Origin of the sequence: Escherichia sp. E4385, assembly GCF_963883145.1 — a bacterium.
GTDB lineage: Bacteria > Pseudomonadota > Gammaproteobacteria > Enterobacterales > Enterobacteriaceae > Escherichia.
In genome coordinates this window covers 227,182-247,430 of record NZ_CAWOOJ010000019.1, presented here as the reverse complement: position 1 = coordinate 247,430, position 20,249 = coordinate 227,182, and the positions used below count along the sequence as shown (strand labels likewise).

The 20,249-nt window shown below is 50.0% G+C and carries 18 protein-coding genes and 2 pseudogenes; 17 read left to right on the top strand and 3 right to left on the bottom strand.

Annotation, left to right across the window (positions count from 1 at the left end):
- Positions 1–314: 314 nt before the first annotated feature.
- From AACS80_RS24015 to speB, 4 genes and pseudogenes are all read left to right on the top strand, one after another.
- Positions 315–476, top strand: a pseudogene (locus AACS80_RS24015) (agmatinase); the annotation flags it as partial.
- 28 nt (positions 477–504) lie between these two features.
- A pseudogene (locus AACS80_RS24010) lies at positions 505–579 on the top strand (hypothetical protein); the annotation flags it as partial.
- A gap of 145 nt (positions 580–724) precedes the next feature.
- Entirely contained in the window at positions 725–1,456 is a 732-nt protein-coding gene (locus AACS80_RS20050) for a hypothetical protein (protein WP_000758912.1), read from the top strand.
- A gap of 135 nt (positions 1,457–1,591) precedes the next feature.
- On the top strand, positions 1,592–2,512 hold the full coding sequence (gene speB, locus AACS80_RS20045; protein WP_000105566.1) for an agmatinase: 921 nt from the start codon (positions 1,592–1,594) through the stop codon (positions 2,510–2,512).
- A gap of 194 nt (positions 2,513–2,706) precedes the next feature.
- On the opposite strand, the gene loiP is transcribed toward speB, so the two are convergent.
- Positions 2,707–3,465, bottom strand: a complete 759-nt coding sequence (gene loiP, locus AACS80_RS20040; protein WP_135410372.1) for a metalloprotease LoiP — start codon at positions 3,463–3,465, stop codon at positions 2,707–2,709.
- A gap of 277 nt (positions 3,466–3,742) precedes the next feature.
- Between loiP and tkt the strand changes: the two genes are divergently transcribed.
- On the top strand, positions 3,743–5,734 hold the full coding sequence (gene tkt, locus AACS80_RS20035) for a transketolase (RefSeq protein WP_135410371.1): 1,992 nt from the start codon (positions 3,743–3,745) through the stop codon (positions 5,732–5,734).
- Between the two features lie 45 nt (positions 5,735–5,779).
- Here the strand turns inward: tkt and AACS80_RS20030 are convergent, their stop codons facing one another.
- A complete protein-coding gene (locus tag AACS80_RS20030; RefSeq protein WP_000646923.1) occupies positions 5,780–6,688 on the bottom strand; it encodes a prohibitin family protein in 909 nt (302 codons plus the stop codon).
- Between the two features lie 377 nt (positions 6,689–7,065).
- On the opposite strand from AACS80_RS20030, the gene cmtB reads away from it, so the two are divergent.
- From cmtB to mscS, 10 genes are all read left to right on the top strand, one after another.
- Entirely contained in the window at positions 7,066–7,509 is a 444-nt protein-coding gene (cmtB, locus tag AACS80_RS20025; protein WP_135410370.1) for a PTS mannitol transporter subunit IIA, read from the top strand.
- A 27-nt stretch (positions 7,510–7,536) separates the two neighbouring features.
- A complete protein-coding gene (gene cmtA, locus AACS80_RS20020; protein WP_135410369.1) occupies positions 7,537–8,925 on the top strand; it encodes a PTS mannitol transporter subunit IICB in 1,389 nt (462 codons plus the stop codon).
- 14 nt (positions 8,926–8,939) lie between these two features.
- A complete protein-coding gene (locus AACS80_RS20015) occupies positions 8,940–10,217 on the top strand; it encodes a zinc-binding dehydrogenase (protein WP_138183939.1) in 1,278 nt (425 codons plus the stop codon).
- Positions 10,214–11,179: a class II fructose-bisphosphatase gene (glpX, locus tag AACS80_RS20010; RefSeq protein WP_130259413.1), complete on the top strand. Its 966-nt coding sequence runs from the start codon at positions 10,214–10,216 to the stop codon at positions 11,177–11,179. Before AACS80_RS20015 ends, glpX begins: the two co-directional genes overlap by 4 nt.
- Positions 11,180–11,200: 21 nt before the next feature.
- On the top strand, positions 11,201–11,710 hold the full coding sequence (fumE, locus tag AACS80_RS20005; protein ID WP_130207875.1) for a fumarase E: 510 nt from the start codon (positions 11,201–11,203) through the stop codon (positions 11,708–11,710).
- Positions 11,707–12,435, top strand: coding sequence for a nucleoside/nucleotide kinase family protein (locus AACS80_RS20000; RefSeq protein ID WP_135407784.1), 729 nt, complete (start codon positions 11,707–11,709; stop codon positions 12,433–12,435). Before fumE ends, AACS80_RS20000 begins: the two co-directional genes overlap by 4 nt.
- A gap of 303 nt (positions 12,436–12,738) precedes the next feature.
- On the top strand, positions 12,739–13,758 hold the full coding sequence (epd, locus tag AACS80_RS19995; protein ID WP_135410368.1) for an erythrose-4-phosphate dehydrogenase: 1,020 nt from the start codon (positions 12,739–12,741) through the stop codon (positions 13,756–13,758).
- A gap of 49 nt (positions 13,759–13,807) precedes the next feature.
- Complete coding sequence (gene pgk, locus AACS80_RS19990) at positions 13,808–14,971, top strand: phosphoglycerate kinase (protein WP_130258045.1); 1,164 nt, start codon at positions 13,808–13,810, stop codon at positions 14,969–14,971.
- 141 nt (positions 14,972–15,112) lie between these two features.
- On the top strand, positions 15,113–16,192 hold the full coding sequence (gene fbaA, locus AACS80_RS19985) for a class II fructose-bisphosphate aldolase (RefSeq protein WP_000034372.1): 1,080 nt from the start codon (positions 15,113–15,115) through the stop codon (positions 16,190–16,192).
- 525 nt (positions 16,193–16,717) lie between these two features.
- A complete protein-coding gene (gene mscS / locus AACS80_RS19980) occupies positions 16,718–17,575 on the top strand; it encodes a small-conductance mechanosensitive channel MscS (RefSeq protein ID WP_135490316.1) in 858 nt (285 codons plus the stop codon).
- A 39-nt stretch (positions 17,576–17,614) separates the two neighbouring features.
- Here mscS and AACS80_RS19975 read toward each other — a convergent pair whose 3' ends face one another.
- A complete protein-coding gene (locus AACS80_RS19975; protein ID WP_135410367.1) occupies positions 17,615–18,544 on the bottom strand; it encodes a hypothetical protein in 930 nt (309 codons plus the stop codon).
- A 215-nt stretch (positions 18,545–18,759) separates the two neighbouring features.
- Between AACS80_RS19975 and argO the strand changes: the two genes are divergently transcribed.
- Both argO and AACS80_RS19965 read left to right on the top strand, forming a co-directional pair.
- On the top strand, positions 18,760–19,395 hold the full coding sequence (argO, locus tag AACS80_RS19970; protein ID WP_135410366.1) for an arginine exporter ArgO: 636 nt from the start codon (positions 18,760–18,762) through the stop codon (positions 19,393–19,395).
- 92 nt (positions 19,396–19,487) lie between these two features.
- The gene (locus AACS80_RS19965) at positions 19,488–20,228 is read left to right on the top strand and encodes an oxidative stress defense protein (RefSeq protein ID WP_135410365.1); all 741 of its coding nucleotides are present in this window, start codon (positions 19,488–19,490) and stop codon (positions 20,226–20,228) included.
- Positions 20,229–20,249 lie beyond the last annotated feature (21 nt).

Genomic DNA, 20,249 nt, shown 5'->3' with positions numbered 1-20,249 from the left:
ATAGGAAGTGTAACGGCTATTGCCTTTGCTCTGATTGACCTGATTTGTGCAGACTACCAGCGATAATTCTTCTTAATTCACTCCTACCAAATCCAACCCTTCTTCGTCGGGCCTGACGAAGAAGGCTTTTATATCGACTTTGTAAAAACAGCCCATCTATGAGCACATTAGGTCATCAATATGGTAGCTCACTGTCTACAAACTACTTTGGTTGTCAGCAAAATAGCGCAGGCACACTTTGATGCCCATATCGATACCTATAGTTGTGAGTTTGGCCACTGCCGCATTGTAAGAAGATCTGAACGACTTGAACTATTCGTATTGAGTGCGATGGAGACGACAACTTTACCGTGCTGGATGTCTGCCAGGTGAACGATCACTGTGTGGATGATATTATCGTCCAGGCGAAATAGATTGTTGGTGATATGCCGAGCTATCTGACTTTGGATATCGACAGCCCGTGCCCTACTTTTGCGCTGGAGAAGCTTTTTCCCGGATGGCTGCGCTGAACTGCAACAACAGTTCCAGGAAGAATTCGAGGCAGGTTTGTACGGTTATACCTATCTTGAAGATGAATAATTAAGATTATTCCACTGGCGGGGCGATTTGTTTTGCCGAATCGGTCCGCTTTATTTTTATATATTCTTAAAAATAAATTGGCTGCTTTTATTCTTAAATAATCTCCCTACAATCGCTGCATTAATTAAATGCAGAGGGAACGGTTATGAAAAAATGGAAAGTACGTAGCGCGTTGGTGGCATTAATCGTGCTGCTGGCTGGTTGTTCCAGTAATGCGCAGTATAATAGCAGCGCATCTGGCAATGTCGGCACCGCCTGGGGTGGGGATGTGCACTCAACGGTTCAGGGCGTATCTGCTGAGCGAGCCTGGCGCGATCCGGCGGAGATGATCGTTATTAGTTATTCGACTAATGTTCCTTCCGGCTACGACCGCGTTTATAGCATTCGTATTAACGAACTGGAATATGCTATTCGCGATGGTAATTTTAATTCTCTACCTATTACGCGGGTTTATGATTCATCAAATAATGAACCACGCTATATTGTCCATGCCAGAGTAGGAATGAATTATCAATTATATGTCCGCAATTACAGTCGTAACACCAACTACGAGATCGTTGCTACGGTTGATGGCCTGGATGTTCTGAATGGTAAACAAGGTTCGCTGAATAACAACGGTTATATTGTGAATGCCGGAGATTCGTTAGCGATTAAAGGATTCCGCAAAGATAAACATACCGAAGCGGCTTTTCAGTTCGCCAACGTTGCTGATTCCTACGCAGCCAATTCGGCGCAAGGCGATGTGCGTAATACCGGTGTAATCGGCTTTGCCGCCTTTGAATTACAAGGCCCGGCGCAAAACGCGCTGCCGCCGTGCTCTGGACAAGCGTTTCCGGCAGACAACAATGGCTATGCGCCGCCGCCGTGCCGTAAATAGCAACCTCGCTTGATGCCTCGCCCGTTTAAGGCGATAATTAGCACAAACTTGTGTTTCGCAAATCCAACCCTTCCTCGTCGGGCCTAACGACGCGGAAGGGTTTTTTTATATCGACTTTGTAATAGGAGTCCATCCATGAGCACCTTAGGTCATCAATACGATAACTCACTGGTTTCCAACGCCTTTGGTTTTTTACGCCTGCCGATGAACTTCCAGCCGTATGACAGCGATGCTGACTGGGTGATTACTGGCGTGCCGTTCGATATGGCCACTTCTGGTCGTGCGGGTGGTCGCCACGGTCCGGCAGCTATCCGTCAGGTTTCGACGAATCTGGCCTGGGAACACAACCGCTTCCCGTGGAATTTCGACATGCGTGAGCGTCTGAACGTGGTGGACTGCGGTGATCTGGTATATGCCTTCGGCGATGCCCGTGAGATGAGCGAGAAACTGCAGGCACACGCCGAGAAGCTGCTGGCTGCCGGTAAGCGTATGCTCTCCTTCGGTGGTGACCATTTTGTGACGCTGCCGCTGCTGCGCGCTCATGCGAAGCATTTCGGCAAAATGGCGCTGGTACACTTTGACGCCCACACCGATACCTACGCGAACGGTTGTGAATTTGACCACGGCACCATGTTCTATACTGCGCCGAAAGAAGGTCTGATCGACCCGAATCATTCCGTGCAGATTGGTATTCGTACCGAGTTTGATAAAGACAACGGCTTTACCGTGCTGGACGCCTGCCAGGTGAACGATCGCAGCGTGGATGACGTTATCGCCCAGGTGAAACAGATTGTGGGTGATATGCCGGTTTACCTGACCTTTGATATCGACTGCCTGGATCCTGCTTTCGCGCCGGGAACCGGTACGCCGGTAATTGGCGGCCTGACCTCCGATCGCGCCATTAAACTGGTACGCGGCCTGAAAGATCTCAACATCGTTGGGATGGACGTAGTGGAAGTGGCTCCGGCATACGATCAGTCTGAAATCACCGCTCTGGCTGCGGCGACGCTGGCGCTGGAGATGCTGTATATTCAGGCGGCGAAAAAGGGCGAGTAAGCGCACGGGGTAGCAAATGTGCCATTAATGTCAGATGCGGCGTAAACGCTTTATCTGACCTACGTTCGGCACCCGTAGGCCGGATAAGATGCGCCAGCATCGCATCCGGCAATGCGCACAAGGTAGCAAATGTGCCATTCATGTCGGATGCGGCGTGAACGCCTTATCTGACCTACGTTCGGCACCCGTAGGCTTTACTTAACTCCATCCGCGCTCATACGATCGCGAATATGCTGGGCGCGTTCGGCGGATGCCGGATGGTCGTCAAACATTGAGCTTTGGCGGCCTTCTTCCAGTTTCGCCAGTTTTTCAAAGCTGGTGGCAAGACCTGCCGGGCTGATGCCGCGTTGACGCAGCAAATCGTAGGAATAATCATCCGCCTCTGCTTCCTGGCGCTGGGAGAATTGCGAATTGACTAATTTTTCGCCCAAATCACCGAGTTGTGATTGCGATAAACTGCCGACAATCCCGCCCGCAGAGGCCGCAGCTACTCGCACGGCATTTGTACCAAGTGCTACCTGCATCCCTTTCTTCACATGGCCTAACGCCACATGGCCCATTTCATGACCGATCACCGCTTCGACTTCGTTATCGGTCATCATATCCATCAGGCCGCTATAGACGCGGATACAGCCGTTTGCCATCGCAAAGGCATTCACATCCTTCGCCATATACACTTTGTAATTTACCGGCTGGCCGTTGATGTTATTTCCCAGCGCATTAGCAATAGTGGTCAGACGTTTAGCGTATTCGCTACCGTCTGGCGCAATCGTCGCCTTGCTGTCCATCTCCTGGCACGCCTGATCGCTCAGGGCTTTTACCTGCGCATCGCTCAAACTGTAAGCCTGAAAAGCTTCCGCTCCTGATGAGAGCAGTCCACTGGAGTCCATATTCTGGCAACCGGTCAGTACCGTTGCCATGCTCATTGCTACCAATAAGGCGCGAATTTTCATGTTTTCTCTTCCGCACAAGGTCAGGATTATTCTAAAAATGCGCCGTTTGCAGGTGAATCGACGCTCGTCCTAAGTATAAGAAAAAGCGCAGCGGACGGGCGAGCAGATTGCGCAACATGCGAGCATGATCCAGAGATTTCTGAAACGGCAAAAGGATGTTCCATGTACATGACGCGCGGCTTGCGGTAAATTGTTGGCAAATTTTCCGGCGTAGCCCAAAACGCGCTGTCGTCAAGTCGTTAAGGGCGTGCCCTTCATCATCCGATCTGGAGTCAAAATGTCCTCACGTAAAGAGCTTGCCAATGCTATTCGTGCGCTGAGCATGGACGCAGTACAGAAAGCCAAATCCGGTCACCCGGGCGCCCCGATGGGTATGGCTGACATTGCCGAAGTCCTGTGGCGTGATTTCCTGAAACACAACCCGCAGAATCCGTCCTGGGCTGACCGTGACCGCTTCGTGCTGTCCAACGGCCACGGCTCCATGCTGATCTACAGCTTGCTGCACCTCACCGGTTACGATCTGCCGATGGAAGAACTGAAAAACTTCCGTCAGCTGCACTCCAAAACTCCGGGTCACCCGGAAGTGGGTTACACCGCTGGTGTGGAAACCACCACCGGTCCGCTGGGTCAGGGTATTGCCAACGCAGTCGGTATGGCGATTGCAGAAAAAACGCTGGCGGCGCAGTTTAACCGTCCGGGTCACGACATTGTCGACCACTACACCTACGCCTTCATGGGTGACGGCTGCATGATGGAAGGCATCTCCCACGAAGTTTGCTCTCTGGCGGGTACGCTGAAGCTGGGTAAACTGATTGCGTTCTACGATGACAACGGTATTTCTATCGATGGTCACGTTGAAGGCTGGTTTACCGACGACACCGCAATGCGTTTCGAAGCTTACGGCTGGCACGTTATTCGCGACATCGACGGTCATGACGCGGCATCCATCAAACGCGCAGTAGAAGAAGCGCGCGCAGTGACCGACAAACCGTCCCTGCTGATGTGCAAAACCATCATCGGTTTCGGTTCCCCGAACAAAGCCGGTACGCACGACTCCCACGGTGCGCCGCTGGGCGACGCTGAAATTGCCCTGACCCGCGAACAGCTGGGCTGGAAATATGCGCCGTTCGAAATCCCGTCTGAAATCTATGCTCAGTGGGATGCGAAAGAAGCAGGCCAGGCGAAAGAATCCGCATGGAACGAGAAATTCGCTGCTTACGCCAAAGCTTATCCGCAGGAAGCCGCTGAATTTACCCGTCGTATGAAAGGCGAGATGCCGTCTGACTTCGACGCGAAAGCGAAAGAGTTCATTGCTAAACTGCAAGCTAATCCGGCGAAAATCGCCAGCCGTAAAGCGTCTCAGAATGCTATCGAAGCGTTCGGTCCGCTATTGCCGGAATTCCTCGGCGGCTCCGCTGACCTGGCACCGTCTAACCTGACCCTGTGGTCTGGTTCTAAAGCAATCAACGAAGATGCTGCGGGTAACTACATCCACTACGGTGTTCGCGAGTTCGGTATGACCGCGATTGCTAACGGTATCTCCCTGCACGGTGGTTTCCTGCCGTACACCTCCACCTTCCTGATGTTCGTGGAATACGCACGTAATGCCGTACGTATGGCTGCGCTGATGAAACAGCGCCAGGTGATGGTTTACACCCACGACTCTATCGGTCTGGGCGAAGATGGCCCGACTCACCAGCCGGTAGAGCAGGTCGCTTCTCTGCGCGTGACCCCGAACATGTCTACATGGCGTCCGTGTGACCAGGTTGAATCCGCGGTCGCGTGGAAATACGGCGTTGAGCGTCAGGACGGCCCGACCGCGCTGATCCTCTCCCGTCAGAACCTGGCGCAGCAGGAACGTACTGAAGAGCAGCTGGCAAACATCGCGCGCGGTGGTTATGTGCTGAAAGACTGTGCCGGTCAGCCGGAACTGATCTTCATCGCCACCGGTTCTGAAGTTGAACTGGCGGTTGCTGCCTACGAAAAACTGACTGCCGAAGGCGTGAAAGCGCGCGTGGTCTCCATGCCGTCTACCGACGCATTCGACAAACAGGATGCGGCTTACCGTGAATCCGTACTGCCGAAAGCGGTTTCCGCACGCGTTGCAGTGGAAGCGGGTATTGCAGACTACTGGTACAAGTATGTTGGCCTGAACGGCGCTATCGTCGGTATGACCACCTTCGGTGAATCTGCTCCGGCTGAGCTGCTGTTTGAAGAGTTCGGCTTCACCGTTGACAACGTTGTTGCGAAAGCAAAAGCGTTGCTGTAATCGGTAAGATGCTTTGTGAGAAGGGCCGCGAAAGCGGCCCTTTTTTTACTTAGTAGAGATAAACGGAACGGTGCTGCCGGGGATCATGGTATCGGGCAGCTTACCGTCCCAACGTTCGGCAGTGGTGAGGGCTACAAGTCCGGGATTATCCCGCAGAGCTTCCCCGCGCAGGCGGATAGCTTCTGCTTCAGCCGCACTTTTTAAACGAATAGTTTCGGCTTCGGCCGCGCCTCTTACGCGAATAGTCTCCGCTTCTGCTTTGGCTGCCGCCAGTTTACTGTCTGCTTCTGCCTGGGCTTGAGTTACCGCAATTTGCGCCTGGATTTTCTCTGTTTCCAGATTTTGCTTACGCGTGGCAATGGCGACTTCTGCTTTCATTCGGTCCTCAATCGACTTTTCATAAGCGTCAGAAAAATCGATGTTTTCAATCTGGACCCCGTCAATTACCACTGGCCCAACAACGGCTTTGCGCATGGCATTTTGCAGATCCTGAACCAGTTTTGTACGATCCTGTACGGCGCTGATGGCGGTATATTGGCCGAAAACGTTCTCCAGTTGAGTTGGCAACTGACGGACAATCAGACGATCTTTTAATGCTTCAATGGTGTTGTAGGTGGTATAAACCGCGCCTGCTTCTGAAGGTTTTATGTGGAAGCTGACTGATACTGTCATTTGTGCCGGTTGCTGGTCGCGGCTGTAGGCCTGTAATCCCTGATAGACCACAGCCTGATTACGCGTGGAAATTTTCTCCACGCTTTCCATAAAAGGGATCTTAAAACCCAGACCCGGCTCGGCAACTTTTACGATTTTTCCGTAGCGCAGCAAAATGCCGCGTTCACCTTCATTAACGGTGTAATACGAGAGAAATGGCAGCACAACCACGGCAAGCACGCCAATGGCGATAGCAATAGATTTTTGTGGGCGAAATGAGGTTATAGAAACAGGTGCTTTCATGACAATCTTCCTTGAGTAAAGTGTGGGAATATGTCACATGAGGGGAGGAGAAAACAGCCGACAGGTGAGAATTCAGAATCTATAAAGGGGTATAGCGAAAAAACATTGCATTAGAAAAGTATGTTTTCGAACATTCAATAAATAAAAAGAGATATGCATCACAAATACAATAACAAATAAAATGTTGATTTTGTGATAAACATAGCAAATACAAAATTGACTTTAAAAATATCAATTTCATATTGTTGTTATTTAAGGTTTTATTATTTTGGTTTATGGGGTTTTTCTTCTCGCGTACCCAATTGCTTTCATTAAACCGCACGAGTATTTTATTTTTACCGCCGGACGGTACCCTAAAAATAAAATAAGGATAATTTATGCGGCTTAGTGATTATTTTCCAGAATCATCAATCTCAGTTATACATTCAGCAAAAGACTGGCAGGAAGCTATCGATTTCTCGATGGTATCATTGCTGGATAAAAACTATATCAGCGATAATTACATTCAGGCAATTAAAGATTCCACCATTAACAATGGCCCTTATTATATTCTCGCAACAGGCGTGACAATGCCTCATGCGCGACCGGAATGTGGGGCGCTTAAAACCGGGATGTCTTTGACGTTACTTAAACAAGGCGTTTATTTTCCGGGGAATGACGAACCGATTAAATTACTCATCGGACTCTCTGCTGCCGATGCTGATTCGCACATTGGCGCTATTCAGGCGTTAAGTGAATTACTGTGCGAAGAAGAAATACTCGAACAACTATTAACAGCAACATCAGAAAAACAATTAGCGGACATAATCAACTGCGGATAATTACTCTCTCCTCTACAGGATAATATTATGGAAAACAAGTCTGCTCGTGCAAAGGTCCAGGCTTTTGGGGGATTTTTGACAGCAATGGTCATCCCCAATATTGGTGCTTTTATTGCCTGGGGTTTTATTACTGCATTATTTATTCCTACTGGTTGGCTGCCTAACGAACATTTCGCCAAAATTGTCGGCCCGATGATTACCTATTTATTGCCCGTGATGATTGGTTCTACAGGTGGTCATCTGGTCGGAGGTAAACGCGGTGCGGTCATGGGCGGAATAGGGACGATTGGCGTTATTGTCGGTGCTGAAATTCCGATGTTCCTTGGCTCAATGATCATGGGACCGTTAGGTGGGCTGGTCATAAAATATATCGATAAAGCACTGGAAAAACGCATACCTGCTGGTTTTGAGATGGTTATCAATAACTTCTCATTAGGTATCGCGGGGATGCTCCTTTGTCTGCTGGGTTTTGAAGTTATCGGCCCGGCGGTGTTAATTGCCAATACTTTCGTCAAAGAGTGTATTGAGGCGCTGGTACATGCGGGTTATCTGCCCCTGCTGTCAGTCATCAATGAACCGGCGAAAGTGCTTTTCCTCAATAACGCGATAGATCAGGGCGTCTATTACCCGTTGGGGATGCAACAGGCATCAGTTAATGGCAAATCCATCTTCTTTATGGTGGCATCCAACCCTGGGCCAGGCTTAGGGCTGCTGCTGGCATTCACTCTGTTTGGTAAAGGGATGAGTAAGCGCTCTGCACCTGGTGCGATGATTATTCACTTCCTCGGTGGGATCCACGAACTGTATTTCCCGTATGTGCTGATGAAGCCGTTGACCATTATCGCCATGATTGCGGGCGGTATGTCTGGCACCTGGATGTTTAATTTGCTGGACGGTGGTCTGGTTGCAAGCCCAAGCCCAGGTTCTATCTTTGCTTACCTGGCGCTGACGCCGAAAGGCTCGTTCCTGGCGACAATTGCCGGAGTTACGGTAGGCACGCTGGTGTCCTTTGTCATCACTTCCCTGATACTGAAGATGGAAAAAACAGTGGAGACTGAGAGCGAAGATGAATTTACCGAGTCAGCCAATGCGGTTAAAGCAATGAAGCAGGAAGGCGCATTCTCGTTAAGCCGTGTTAAGCGTATTGCCTTTGTTTGCGATGCAGGGATGGGCTCCAGCGCGATGGGCGCAACCACCTTCCGTAAACGCCTGGAAAAAGCAGGGCTGACAATTGAAGTAAAACATTACGCCATAGAAAACGTGCCTGCGGATGCGGATATCGTCGTTACTCATGCCAGTCTGGAAGGGCGCGTGAAACGTGTGACGGATAAACCACTGATATTGATTAATAACTATATTGGCGATCCAAAACTCGACACTTTATTTAATCAATTAACCGCCGAACATAAAAACTGATTGCAGAGGTAAAAATGAAAACCAAAGTTGCTGCTATTTATGGCAAGCGGGATGTCCGTCTGCGCGAATTTGAATTGCCAGAAATTACTGAAAACGAACTTTTGGTGAGTGTAATTTCTGACAGCGTCTGTTTATCGACCTGGAAAGCGGCGTTACTCGGTAGTGAACATAAACGCGTACCCGACGATTTAGAAAATCATCCGGTCATTACCGGGCATGAATGTGCCGGGGTTATTGTCGAAGTGGGTAAAAATCTCACCGACAAATATAAAAAAGGTCAGCGTTTTGTATTGCAACCGGCGATGGGGTTACCAAGCGGATATTCAGCGGGCTACAGCTACGAATATTTTGGCGGTAACGCCACCTATATGATTATTCCAGAGGTAGCCATTAATTTGGGCTGCGTATTACCGTATCACGGCTCTTATTTTGCAGCGGCGTCGCTGGCAGAGCCTATGTGCTGCATTATTGGCGCTTATCATGCCAATTATCACACCACGCAATATGTTTATAAGCATCGCATGGGCGTCAAACCTGGCGGCAATATTGCACTGCTGGCGTGTGCAGGTCCGATGGGAATTGGCGCTATCGATTATGCCATTAACGGCGGCATACAACCGTCGCGGGTGGTGGTGGTCGATATCGACGACAAACGTCTGGCGCAGGTGCAGAAGTTGCTGCCAGTGGAGCTGGCGGCCAGTAAAGGCATTGAGCTGGTGTATGTGAATACCAAAGGGATGAGCGATCCTGTCCAGATGCTACGGGCGCTGACGGATGATGCCGGGTTCGATGACATTTTTGTTTATGCGGCGGTGCCTGCTGTTGTTGAAATGGCGGATGAATTACTGGCGGAAGATGGCTGCCTGAACTTCTTTGCCGGTCCGACGGATAAAAACTTCAAAGTGCCGTTTAATTTCTACAACGTCCATTACAACAGCACTCACGTCGTCGGTACATCCGGTGGTTCAACGGATGACATGAAAGAGGCGATTGCCCTTAGCGCCACGGGGCAGTTGCAGCCGTCGTTTATGGTGACCCATATCGGTGGCCTGGATGCGGTGCCAGAAACCGTGCTCAATCTGCCGGATATCCCCGGCGGCAAAAAACTCATTTATAACGGCGTGACCATGCCGCTCACTGCCATTGCCGATTTTGCCGAAAAAGGCAAAACCGATCGGCTGTTTAAAGAGCTGGCGCGGCTGGTTGAGGAAACGCACGGCATCTGGAATGAACAGGCCGAGAAATATCTGCTGGCGCAATTTGGCGTTGATATTGGGGAGGCCGCGCAATGATGTCCCTGGCGTGGCCATTATTTCGCGTTACGGAACAGGCAGCGTTGGCTGCCTGGCCGCAAACCGGCTGTGGCGACAAAAATAAAATTGATGGCCTGGCGGTCACCGCGATGCGCCAGGCGTTGAACGACGTCGCTTTTCGTGGGCGAGTGGTTATCGGCGAGGGAGAAATTGACCATGCGCCGATGCTGTGGATTGGTGAAGAGGTGGGCAAAGGTGATGGGCCAGAAGTCGATATCGCGGTTGATCCCATTGAAGGCACGCGGATGGTGGCGATGGGGCAGAGCAATGCGCTGGCGGTCATGGCTTTCGCCCCTCGAGATAGCCTGTTACATGCGCCCGATATGTATATGAAAAAGCTGGTTGTTAATCGACTGGCTGCCGGGGTGATTGATCTGTCTTTGCCCCTGGCGGACAACCTGCGCAACGTGGCGAAAGCGTTAGGCAAACCGCTGGACAAGCTGCGCATGGTTACGCTGGATAAACCGCGCCTGAGAGCCGCAATTGAGGAAGCAACACAGCTGGGCGTGAAGGTTTTTGCCCTGCCGGATGGCGATGTCGCCGCCAGCGTGCTGACCTGCTGGCAGGATAATCCTTACGATGTGATGTACACCATCGGTGGCGCACCGGAAGGCGTTATTTCTGCCTGTGCTGTTAAAGCGTTGGGTGGGGATATGCAGGCGGAATTAATCGATTTTTGCCAGGCCAAAGGTGACTACACCGAAAATCGGCAAATCGCAGAACAGGAGCGTAAGCGTTGTAAGGAGATGGGTGTTGAAGTCAACCGTGTGTACTCGCTCGACGAACTGGTGAGGGGGAACGATATCCTCTTTAGCGCTACGGGCGTGACGGGCGGCGAGCTGGTGAACGGTATCCAACAGACGGCGAATGGGGTGCGGACGCAGACATTACTGATCGGCGGCGCGGACCAAACGTGTAATATAATAGACTCCCTGCATTGATGGTGATCTATCGGAAGACGAATGGCGACGCTGACAGAAGATGATGTGCTTGAGCAACTGGACGCACAGGACAATTTATTGTCATTTATGAAAACTGCGCATTCTATTTTGCTCCTGGGGATACGCCAGTTTCTGCCGTCGCTGTTTGTCGATAACGATGAAGAGATCGTGGAATATGCAGTGAAGCCGTTACTCGCCCAAAGCGGCCCGCTTGACGATATTGATGTTGCGCTGCGTTTGATTTATGCGCTGGGGAAAATGGATAAATGGCTGTATGCCGATATCACGCACTTTTCCCAGTTCTGGCATTACCTGAACGAACAGGATGAAACGCCCGGATTTACCGATGATATAACCTGGGATTTTATCAGCAATGTCAATAGCATAACCCGAAATGCGACGCTCTATGATGCGTTAAAAGCGATGAAGTTCGCCGATTTCGCCGTCTGGTCAGAGGCGCGTTTTAGCGGGATGGTCAAAACGGCGCTGACGCTGGCAGTAACGACAACTTTAAAGGAATTAACGCCGTGAAAATCGAACTGACGGTGAATGGACTAAAGGTACAGGCGCAGTACTCTGATGATGAAATTGAGAATGTACATAAACCGCTACTGCGTATGCTGGCGGCCTTACAGGCGGTAAATCCGCAGCGACGTACGGTGGTTTTTCTTTGCGCTCCGCCGGGGACGGGTAAATCTACATTAACTACCTTCTGGGAATATCTCGCGCAACAAGACCCGGAACTGCCCGCTATTCAGACGCTGCCGATGGATGGTTTTCACCATTACAATAGCTGGCTGGATGCGCATCAATTGCGCCCCTTCAAAGGCGCACCAGAGACGTTCGATGTGGCGAAACTGGCGGAAAATCTGCGCCAGGTCGTGGAAGGGGATTGTACGTGGCCGCAGTACGATCGACAAAAACATGATCCGGTAGAAGATGCGTTGCACGTTACCGCACCAATAATCATCGTCGAAGGAAACTGGTTGTTGCTGGATGATGAGAAGTGGCGCCAGCTTGCGCAATTTTGTGATTTTTCGATCTTTATCAACGCGCCCGCAGCTGCATTGCGTGAACGGCTGGTGGGGCGCAAGCTGGCGGGGGGGTTATCGCTGGCAGACGCAGAAGCCTTTTATGAACGTACCGACGGTCCGAATGTTCGCCGGGTGCTTGAAGAGAGTCTGCCTGCAAATTTGACCTTAATGATGACAGCTACGGGTGAATATCGACGCTGCATCAGTCATATTCTGATATAAGTCAGGGTTTATGACGGCACAACGAAAAGATTTTGCTACGCTTATTCGTGATTCTGCAAAGTGGAATAAATTCCAACGCATCAGGCCGGAAAACGTGACGCAAGTCAGATAATTGTCTTCTTTGACTGGACAATCATTCCTTTTATTCCATGTTTCGCTTATCCTAGCTGAAGCGTTTCAGTCGATTAAATGTTCGACAATTAACCAATCAGTCGCAGTTTGCGACAGGTAAGGTTTCCCCGAACGATTTGCTGGATTACTCTGTCTGGCAAATTTGCTCAGGGAAAGCCTTGCAGGAGATCTATGACCGTACGCGTAGCGATAAATGGCTTCGGTCGCATCGGGCGTAATGTGGTTCGTGCTTTGTATGAATCAGGACGCCGTGCGGAAATTACCGTGGTGGCAATCAACGAACTGGCGGATGCTGCGGGCATGGCGCATTTGTTGAAATATGACACCAGTCATGGCCGTTTTGCATGGGAAGTCCGTGAGGAACGTGATCAACTTTTTGTTGGGGATGATGCCATCCGCGTATTGCATGAACGTTCACTGCAATCGCTTCCCTGGCGTGAACTAGGCGTTGATGTGGTTCTCGACTGCACCGGCGTATATGGCACCCGCGAGCATGGCGAAGCGCACCTTGCCGCCGGGGCCAAAAAAGTGCTCTTTTCACATCCTGGCAGTAACGATCTCGACGCGACCGTTGTTTACGGCGTCAATCAGGATCAACTTCGTGCGGAACACCGCATCGTTTCTAACGCTTCCTGTACCACGAATTGCATAATTCCTGTCATCAAATTGTTGGATGATGCGTACGGTATTGAGTCCGGCACTGTGACTACAATTCACTCCGCCATGCACGATCAACAGGTTATTGATGCATACCATCCTGACCTGCGCCGCACCCGGGCAGCCAGCCAGTCGATCATTCCGGTCGATACCAAACTGGCCGCCGGTATCACACGATTTTTTCCGCAATTTAACGATCGCTTTGAAGCGATTGCGGTACGTGTGCCAACCATAAATGTGACGGCAATCGATTTAAGCGTGACGGTGAAGAAACCTGTAAAAGCCAATGAAGTCAACCTGTTGCTGCAAAAAGCAGCACAAGATGCATTTCATGGTATAGTTGACTATACGGAATTACCGTTGGTCTCTGTAGATTTTAACCACGATCCGCACAGTGCCATTGTCGATGGCACCCAAACCCGGGTCAGTGGCGCACACCTGATCAAAACGTTGGTCTGGTGCGATAACGAATGGGGCTTTGCTAACCGAATGCTCGACACGACGTTAGCTATGGCTACTGTTGCTTTCAGGTAAGACGCAAGCAGCGTCTGCAAAACTTTTAGAATCAACGAGAGGATTCACCATGTCTGTAATTAAGATGACCGATCTGGATCTTGCTGGGAAACGTGTATTTATCCGTGCGGATCTGAACGTACCAGTAAAAGACGGGAAAGTAACCAGCGATGCGCGTATCCGTGCTTCTCTGCCGACCATCGAACTGGCCCTGAAACAAGGCGCAAAAGTGATGGTAACTTCCCACCTGGGTCGTCCTACCGAAGGCGAGTACAACGAAGAATTCTCTCTGCTGCCGGTTGTTAACTACCTGAAAGACAAACTGTCTAACCCGGTTCGTCTGGTTAAAGATTACCTCGACGGCGTTGACGTTGCTGAAGGTGAACTGGTTGTTCTGGAAAACGTTCGCTTCAACAAAGGTGAGAAGAAAGACGACGAAACCCTGTCCAAAAAATACGCTGCACTGTGTGACGTGTTCGTAATGGACGCATTCGGTACTGCTCACCGCGCGCAGGCTTCTACTCACGGTATCGCCAAATTCGCTGACGTTGCGTGCGCAGGCCCGCTGCTGGCAGCTGAACTGGACGCGCTGGGTAAAGCACTGAAAGAACCTGCTCGCCCGATGGTGGCTATCGTTGGTGGTTCTAAAGTATCTACCAAACTGACCGTTCTGGACTCCTTGTCTAAAATCGCTGACCAGCTGATTGTTGGTGGTGGTATCGCTAACACCTTTATCGCGGCACAAGGCCACGATGTGGGTAAATCCCTGTACGAAGCTGACCTGGTTGACGAAGCAAAACGTCTGCTGACCACCTGCAACATCCCGGTTCCGTCTGATGTTCGCGTAGCAACCGAGTTCTCTGAAACTGCACCGGCTACCCTGAAATCTGTTAACGATGTGAAAGCTGACGAGCAGATCCTGGATATCGGTGATGCTTCCGCTCAGGAACTGGCTGAAATCCTGAAGAATGCGAAAACCATTCTGTGGAACGGTCCGGTTGGCGTGTTCGAATTCCCGAACTTCCGCAAAGGTACTGAAATCGTGGCTAACGCTATCGCAGACAGCGAAGCGTTCTCCATCGCTGGCGGCGGCGATACTCTGGCAGCAATCGACCTGTTCGGCATTGCTGACAAAATCTCCTACATCTCCACTGGCGGCGGCGCATTCCTCGAATTCGTGGAAGGTAAAGTACTGCCTGCAGTAGCGATGCTCGAAGAGCGCGCTAAGAAGTAAAAAATCACAGGGCAGGGAAACCTGCCCTTGTTGCAGCGCGCTTTTAAAGCACGCACTTTTTCATACTCTAAATAATTCGAGTTGCAGCACAGCAACTTGAGGTATGGCGAGTATAAGGCCCGACGATACAGGACAAGAGACATGTCTAAGATTTTTGATTTCGTAAAACCTGGCGTAATCACTGGTGATGACGTACAGAAAGTTTTCCAGGTAGCAAAAGAAAACAACTTCGCACTGCCAGCAGTAAACTGCGTCGGTACTGACTCCATCAACGCCGTACTGGAAACCGCTGCTAAAGTTAAAGCGCCGGTTATCGTTCAGTTCTCCAACGGTGGTGCTTCCTTTATCGCTGGTAAAGGCGTGAAATCTGACGTTCCGCAGGGCGCTGCTATCCTGGGTGCGATCTCTGGTGCGCATCACGTTCACCAGATGGCTGAACACTATGGTGTTCCGGTTATCCTGCATACCGACCACTGCGCGAAGAAACTGCTGCCGTGGATCGACGGTCTGCTGGACGCGGGTGAAAAACACTTCGCTGCTACCGGTAAGCCGCTGTTCTCTTCTCACATGATCGACCTGTCTGAAGAATCTCTGCAAGAGAACATCGAAATCTGCTCTAAATACCTGGAGCGCATGTCCAAAATCGGCATGACTCTGGAAATCGAACTGGGTTGCACCGGTGGTGAAGAAGACGGCGTGGACAACAGCCACATGGACGCTTCTGCACTGTACACCCAGCCGGAAGACGTTGATTACGCATACACCGAGCTGAGCAAAATCAGCCCGCGCTTCACCATCGCAGCTTCCTTCGGTAACGTACACGGTGTTTACAAGCCGGGTAACGTTGTTCTGACTCCGACCATCCTGCGCGACTCTCAGGAATATGTTTCTAAGAAACACAACCTGCCGCACAACAGCCTGAACTTCGTATTCCACGGCGGTTCCGGTTCTACTGCTCAGGAAATCAAAGACTCCGTAAGCTATGGTGTAGTTAAAATGAACATCGATACCGACACCCAATGGGCGACCTGGGAAGGTGTTCTGAACTACTACAAAGCGAACGAAGCTTACCTGCAGGGCCAGCTGGGCAACCCGAAAGGCGAAGATCAGCCGAACAAGAAATACTACGATCCGCGCGTATGGCTGCGTGCCGGTCAGACTTCGATGATCGCTCGTCTGGAAAAAGCATTCCAGGAACTGAACGCGATCGACGTTCTGTAAGATATTCCTTTCTGCTTATCTCAAGGCCCGCTCTGCGGGTCTTTTTTTCGCCAAAAGCAAAATTGCCTGATGCGCTACGCTTATCAGGCCTACAAGTGTCCTGCAATATATTGAATTTGCAGGTTTTTGTAGGTCGGATAAGGCGTTCACGCCGCATCCGGCATGACAAAGCGCACGTTGTCATCTGTCTGAGGCCCGCTCTGCGGGTCTTTTTTTCGCCAAAAGCAAAATTGCCTGATGCGCTACGCTTATCAGGCCTACACGTATCCTGCAATATATTGAATTTTCAGGTTTTGTAGGCCGGATAAGGCGTTCACGCCGCATCCGGCATGACAAAGTGCACATTGTCATCTGTCTGAGGCCCGCTCTGCGGACCTTTTTTTCGCCAAAAGCAAGGTGATGTACTTAAGAAATCTGTGATCTATTTGGCAAAATTATGCTTTATTGTTTACCCTTGTCAGACTGCCCGTCGTGAGGCGGCGGAGTATGTTTCTCCAATTTAAGTCAGTTGAAAAGGAATATTGAATGGAAGATTTGAAAGTTGTCGATAGCATAAACGGCACAGGATCCTGGTTGGTAAATAACCAGGCGCTGTTGCTGAGTTATGCTGTAAACATCGTGGCGGCACTCGCGATCATCATCGTTGGTTTGATTATCGCGCGGATGATTTCCAACGCGGTGAATCGCCTGATGATCTCCCGTAAAATCGATGCCACCGTTGCTGATTTTCTTTCTGCATTAATCCGTTACGCAATTATCGCCTTTACGTTAATTGCAGCACTGGGCCGCGTGGGCGTACAAACCGCATCGGTCATTGCCGTACTCGGTGCCGCAGGTTTAGCTGTAGGCCTGGCCTTGCAGGGGTCACTATCTAACCTGGCTGCTGGCGTTTTGCTGGTTATGTTCCGCCCGTTCCGTGCAGGAGAATATGTTGACCTCGGCGGCGTTGCCGGTACTGTGCAGAGTGTGCAGATTTTCTCCACCACCATGCGTACCGCAGACGGTAAAATTATTGTTATTCCGAACGGTAAAATTATTGCCGGTAATATTATTAACTTCTCTCGTGAGCCGGCGCGCCGTAACGAATTTATTATTGGCGTAGCGTATGATTCTGATATCGATCAGGTTAAGCAGATCCTGACCGATATTATTCAGTCCGAAGATCGTATTTTAAAAGATCGTGAAATTACAGTACGCCTGAACGAACTTGGCGCATCGTCGATTAATTTCGTCGTGCGTGCCTGGAGCAACAGTGGCGATCTGCAAAACGTGTACTGGGATGTGCTGGAACGTATTAAACGTGAATTTGATGCTGCTGGCATCAGCTTCCCGTATCCGCAAATGGATGTGAACTTCAAGCGGGTGAAAGAGAGCAATAGCTAATTATGTACGAGGGCTTATCAAGGTGATAAGCCCTCATTTTTAACAACTAAAATCAAACTTCATATTTTTAAAGTCCAGCCAGGCATTACCTGCACCGAAATTATACCCACCGAAATACTCTTCAAACTCAATATAATAAGGCGACATTCCGTTTGGTATAGACTGCACGAGCGCCATTGAACCACCGAGATGATTGGGCAGATGTGCACTATGCCACTGGTGAGTTTCACATTTACTTTTTCCCTCTGCATCTTTAGAAAAATATCGAATGGACTGATATTCCGTATTATTTCTTTCTGTGGGGCTAATTCCCGCATTAGGATCAAAAGCGCGCGGCTCGCATGAAATCGCCAGATTGAAAGCCAGCGACTGCTCAGGAATGGTGCCCATTTTACGGTATACAAAATTGCTTTCAGGCGTATCTTTTGGCCTGACGTTAGCCTGAAAATAACTAAAAGCACTGCCGATAGTCAGCCATTCTGGCGTATCTTGCTGGTCGTGATAGTGGTTAGGTATAAGTTCAGGCGGCTCACAAAATGGGCCGTTGAACTCGTGCTGGGTGAGTAAAATCACCGCATAAGAACAGCCTAATATATCTTCCATCCGAAATAGCCGTGGATGTCGTTGCTTTTCTGCCTGCCAGAAAACATAAAGCTCTGGATCTTCAGGTGGGGGGCAGGATTCAAAATTCTCAAACACATCCAATATTTCTTCTGTACATGGTGTTCCGCCATCGTTGTGCTCGGGCGCAACAGCAAAGAAAGATAACGCGACAATCTCTGGCCCATAAATCCGATAATCTTCCGGCAACAGCAGGGTAAATCCATGATTCAATGGGAAACCATTATTTGGATCCAGCGGCCACTGTTCGGGCGTTATGCCTGGCGGTAGGCCAAAGCACCAACCTTGTTGGCGCGGTATATTTTCGTGGATAGGGTAGGGGAGAAGAGTGAGATCATAGGCTTGCATAGTGTTAGTCCTTTACAATGCTAGCAGGAAAGAGAGCCATAACGCCGTTTATGTTATGGGGTATGATGAGATCTTTATCCTAAAATCAGTTACCGAATAGAATTATTTATTTTTTTTATTAAAATTATTTATATGCTATTAGCATTATAAATTTTATCTAATAACAATCCCGCGCTATAGTCTCTTTATCAGATAATTAGTTCGGAATGTTCAACGTGTTTTCTTATTATTTTCAAGGGCTTGCTCTTGGTGCTGCTATGATTCTGCCGCTTGGTCCGCAAAATGCTTTTGTGATGAATCAGGGCATTCGTCGTCAGTACCACATTATGATTGCTTTGCTCTGCGCGATAAGCGATTTGGTCCTGATTTGTGCCGGGATTTTTGGTGGTAGCGCGTTATTGATGCAGTCACCGTGGTTGCTGGCGCTGGTGACCTGGGGCGGTGTGGCCTTCTTGCTGTGGTATGGCTTTGGTGCTTTTAAAACGGCGATGAGCAGCAATATTGAGCTGGTTAGTGCTGAAGTGATGAAGCAGGGACGTTGGAAAATTATTGCCACTATGCTGGCAGTAACCTGGCTGAATCCACATGTTTACCTGGATACCTTTGTGGTATTAGGCAGCCTGGGCGGACAGCTTGATGCCGAACCAAAACGCTGGTTTGCGCTCGGGACGATCAGTGCCTCTTTCCTGTGGTTTTTTGGTCTGGCGTTATTAGCCGCCTGGCTGGCGCCGCGTTTGCGTACCGCCAAAGCGCAGCGCATTATCAATCTCGTGGTGGGCTGCGTTATGTGGATTATCGCCCTACAACTGGCGAAAGAGGGGGTTGCTCATGCACAAGCCTTGTTCAGTTAGGCGCTATCTGATGGAAAAATAAAACAGAGACGCTAAGCTTGCCTCCAGAGGTCCTGAGTTTTGGGCAAGTCAATTAACACGGAGAGACTAACGTGAAGTTCAAAGTTATCGCCCTGGCGGCATTGATGGGTTTCAGCGGGATGGCTGTGCAGGCCAATGAACTACCGGATGGTCCGCACATTGTCACTTCAGGAACGGCAAGCGTTGATGCGGTGCCAGATATCGCTATTCTTGCTATTGAAGTTAACGTGACGGCGAAGGATGCCGCTTCTGCCAAGAAGCAGGCGGATGAGCGTGTCGCGCAATATATCTCTTTCCTTGAACTCAATCAGATCGCGAAAAAAGATATCAGTTCCGCGAATTTGCGTACCCAGCCAGACTATGATTACCAGGATGGTAAAAGTATCCTGAAAGGCTATCGTGCCGTGAGAACGGTGGAAGTCACGCTTCGTCAGTTAGACAAACTGAATTCCTTGCTGGATGGCGCGCTGAAGGCCGGACTCAACGAAATTCGTTCTGTGTCGTTGGGCGTGGCACAGCCAGATGCCTATAAAGACAAAGCGCGTAAGGCAGCGATTGATAACGCGATTCATCAGGCTCAGGAGCTGGCGAACGGCTTTAATCGCAAACTGGGGCCGGTATATAGCGTGCGCTACCATGTTTCCAATTATCAGCCCAGCCCAATGGCACGCATGATGAAAGCCGATGCCGCGCCGGTTTCCGCCCAAGAAACATACGAGCAGGCCGCTATTCAGTTTGATGATCAGGTCGATGTGGTCTTTCAGTTAGAACCAGTGGATCAACAACCCGCTAAAACACCTGCCGCACAATAATACCTGTAGCCCGACTCATTT